Origin of the sequence: Streptomyces apricus (genome assembly GCF_008369065.1) — a bacterium.
Lineage (GTDB): Bacteria > Actinomycetota > Actinomycetes > Streptomycetales > Streptomycetaceae > Streptomyces > Streptomyces apricus.
In genome coordinates this window covers 1-3,091 of the sequence record NZ_VDFC01000142.1, presented here as the reverse complement: position 1 = coordinate 3,091, position 3,091 = coordinate 1, and the positions used below count along the sequence as shown (strand labels likewise).

At 72.2% G+C, this 3,091-nt stretch carries 3 protein-coding genes; 1 reads left to right on the top strand and 2 read right to left on the bottom strand.

Annotation, left to right across the window (positions count from 1 at the left end; all coding sequences use genetic code 11):
* Positions 1 to 114: 114 nt before the first annotated feature.
* The gene (locus tag FGF04_RS38610) at positions 115 to 1,689 is read left to right on the top strand and encodes an aKG-HExxH-type peptide beta-hydroxylase (RefSeq protein WP_149516059.1); all 1,575 of its coding nucleotides are present in this window, start codon (positions 115 to 117) and stop codon (positions 1,687 to 1,689) included.
* A 10-nt stretch (positions 1,690 to 1,699) separates the two neighbouring features.
* On the opposite strand, the gene FGF04_RS38605 is transcribed toward FGF04_RS38610, so the two are convergent.
* Both FGF04_RS38605 and FGF04_RS38600 read right to left on the bottom strand, forming a co-directional pair.
* The gene (locus FGF04_RS38605; protein WP_149516058.1) at positions 1,700 to 2,410 is read right to left on the bottom strand and encodes a LuxR C-terminal-related transcriptional regulator; all 711 of its coding nucleotides are present in this window, start codon (positions 2,408 to 2,410) and stop codon (positions 1,700 to 1,702) included.
* 225 nt (positions 2,411 to 2,635) lie between these two features.
* Positions 2,636 to 3,031 (bottom strand): hypothetical protein, encoded by a 396-nt coding sequence (locus tag FGF04_RS38600; protein WP_149516057.1) that lies wholly within the window; start codon positions 3,029 to 3,031, stop codon positions 2,636 to 2,638.
* Between the last annotated feature and the right edge of the window lie 60 nt (positions 3,032 to 3,091).

Below are 3,091 nucleotides of genomic sequence, written 5' to 3'. Positions count from 1 at the left end.
CCCCGGGTCCGCCCCGGGTCCGCCCCTGGCTCTCCCGCGTCCACGCCTGCCACTTGCTGCCTGCCGKCTGCCGCTCGTCCCTGCGTCACCGCGATTCCGAAGGACGGTCCGTCGTTGTCCTCCTCAGCCTCCGCCGCCTCGCCGGTCACACCCGCCTCCGCCGAACCGGACACCGGACCGGTCGTCGATCGAGTCGCGCAGGCCGACAACCTGCTCTGCGCCGACCGGCAGTTCGGCGACTCCCCCGCCATCGCCGAGCGCAACCTCGCCCGGTTCCGGCTGGGCCTCACCATGCTGGCGCGGCACGACGACGAGGCGGCGGACCTGCTGCGGGAGACGGCCGCCGCGCCCGACGACCGTCTGCGCCCCCTGCTGTACGACCCGGTGCTGCGCAACTGCTTCGAGGTCGACCTCGCACGACTGGACGGCGGCCGGCCCGAACGCAGTACACTCGCCGCCTACTTGAGCCGCCCCACGGCCGCCCCGGAGACCGGCGAACCCTCCCCGGCAGGCTCCTCCCCGACGGGCCCCTGCGAGGCCCTCATGCATCCGCACCGGCCCGCCTGGCCCGGTCTCGGGGACGCCTGGGTGCTGGCCGAACCCGCACCGCGGGACGACGAGCAGAAGCTGCTGGCCGAGCGCCTCATGCAGTTGTACCGGGACGCACTCGGCGACGACCGGGCCACCGGCCCCGTGACCCCCACGGACGAGGTACTCACCGGCCTGCGGGACGGCGCGGAACTCCTCGCGACGCTGCTGCCCGCCGCCGGAGCCGGCGTGCTGGGGCACGTCACCATGGTGGGATTCACCCACCGGGAGAACGAAGAGGGCCCCCTGCAGTCCATGTCCGGCGGCGACCCGCTGCCCTCGACGGTGCTGCTCGCGCCCGAACGCTGTGCCTCCCCGTGGCTCGCCGCCGAGAGCCTGCTGCACGAGGGCGCCCACCTCAAACTCTTCGACGCGCTGCGCGCCGGCTCCGTCGTCAGGAACGCCACCGAGCAGGTCCCCGTCCCGTGGCGGATCGGCTCCTGGACGGTCATCCGGGTGTTCGTCGCCCTGCACTTCTACGTGCACCTGCTGGTCTTCCGCGCCGCGGCCGACGCGGCCTGTGAAACGGTCCGGGAGCGGTTCGGCCCGCCCCCGCCCGCCGAGGACCTCGACGAGCCGAGCCCGGGTACCCCGGCCGCCCTGAGCGGCGAGTACCGCACCAGCGAGGAACGCGCCCGCTACCTCGCCGAACGCGTACTGTCGCTGCCGGACGAGGCGCTCACCGAGCACGGGCACCGCTTCGCCCACTGGCTCCTGACCGCGCTGCGCCTGGTGGACGAGGACGCGCCGCGCCCTCGTGAGCGGACCCAGGCGACGGCCCGGTCCGCCGAAGCGGAACAGTCTCCGCGGGGAACCGGCACGGCAGGGATCCTCCAGCGCGTCGCACCCGTGGACGCATGCGCCCTGCCCGGCCTCGGGCAACTCGTCGTCAGTCCGGCCCGCTCGGCCCGGATGCACTGGCTGAACGCGCGCTCGTGGACCGTCTATTCGCTGTGCGACGGACGTGACCTCGCCTCACTGCACACCGCCTACGCGCGGGCGGCGGGTCTCACGCCCGATTCCGAGGAGGCCACCCGGCAGGTCGACGACAGCCTGCGCCGGCTCGTGGCCTCCGGCCTGATCACCCAGGACGCCGGGTGACATCCACCGCTCACCGCTGGAGTGCCGGCCCCGTGGCGCCCGTATCCGGGTAGGCGGTCTCCAGCCCGGTCAGCCGGGCGGACACGATGGCCTCCAGCCGGTTCGACACGTTGATCTTCGGCAGGATGGCGGAGACGTAATTGCGTACGGTCTTCTCCGATATGAACAGCTCCTGGGCTATCCGGCGGTTCCCGTAGCCGAGGGAGACCAGGCGCAGGACCTCTCGTTCCCGGTTCGTCAGGGCCGGGAACGGGAGGGTCTCGCCGGACTCCGCCAAACGCTTCAGCAGGGCGAAGAGTTCGCTGCCGGACCGTGGGCCGAGCGTCACGTACCCGCGCCGCACGGCGTGCACGGTACGCAGCAGGTCCACCGTCTGCGTGTTCTTGAGCAGATAGCCCGTGGCCCCCGCCATCAGCGCGGCCAGCAGCAGCTTGTCGTCGTCGTGGTCCGGGGAGACCATGGCGACCAGCCGGGCGGCCGGGCCCTGCCGGCGCAGCCGCTGGAGCAGCCCGATCCCCGCGTGGGCCGGCAGATCGAGGTCGACGAGGACGACGTCGGGCTTCCCCTCGCGAACCGCCCGGACGCCGGCCTGCGGGTCGTGGGTCCCCGCGACGACACCGACCCCGCCGTCCTCCAGCGCGGAACGCAAACCGCTCAGCACCAGGGGGATGCTCTCTATCAACACCACGGACACATCGGCGTCGTGGACCTCTTCGGCCATTCTGGTTAGTCCTCACACCCAGGCCGACGTGAGGTCTTGGCTACGGAGCGCTACCTCACGCCGTCATGATCAGCGTTCGGTTGCAGCGTAGAACTCCTGTGGGACGAGGGACGCTCACGCCGCGTCGGCGGCGGGGCGCGACCCGGCGCGTATGGGCCGGGGCGCGGCTCGTACGCGACCGGATGCACACGCTCCAGTGCGCGCGGCCCGGCGGGCGGAGAGCCGTCACAGACCCGCATGCTCCAACAGAAGGTGCAGGTCACAGTCCTTCACCCGGGTGACTCCCTGCGGGTTCCGGTTGGACAGGGCGTGCAGCGGAACGGGATTACGGTGCAGTCGTCGAGTCGCGTCCAAGTTCAGCGTCGCGGTGAACTTCCACGGCTGGCGGGGGCTTCCGGACACCTCGTACGGCTCGTCCTCGATGTCGGCCACCGCCGCGATCTCCCGTACCGGCGAGGCGAAGTAGATCCACAGACGGTCACCGGCTGTCACGCGCCGCCACCTCGACAGGCACCACTCCCGACGGGGCTCGCTCCCGGCGAGCGCCAGCATGTCGTCCTTGGCGGACGAGCCACCGCCCGCGGAGTCGGCTCCGGGCTTCACGATGAACAGCCAGTCCACGGGTGCTCCTGTCCGAGGTCGGGGTCGAGGGCCGGGTCGGGGTCGGGGATGGGGTCTGAG

Bases quoted from the DNA above. Each gene is read 5' to 3' on its own strand.
- FGF04_RS38605 (WP_149516058.1), bottom strand. From the start codon at position 2,410: ATGGCCGAAGAGGTCCACGACGCCGATGTGTCCGTGGTGTTGATAGAG.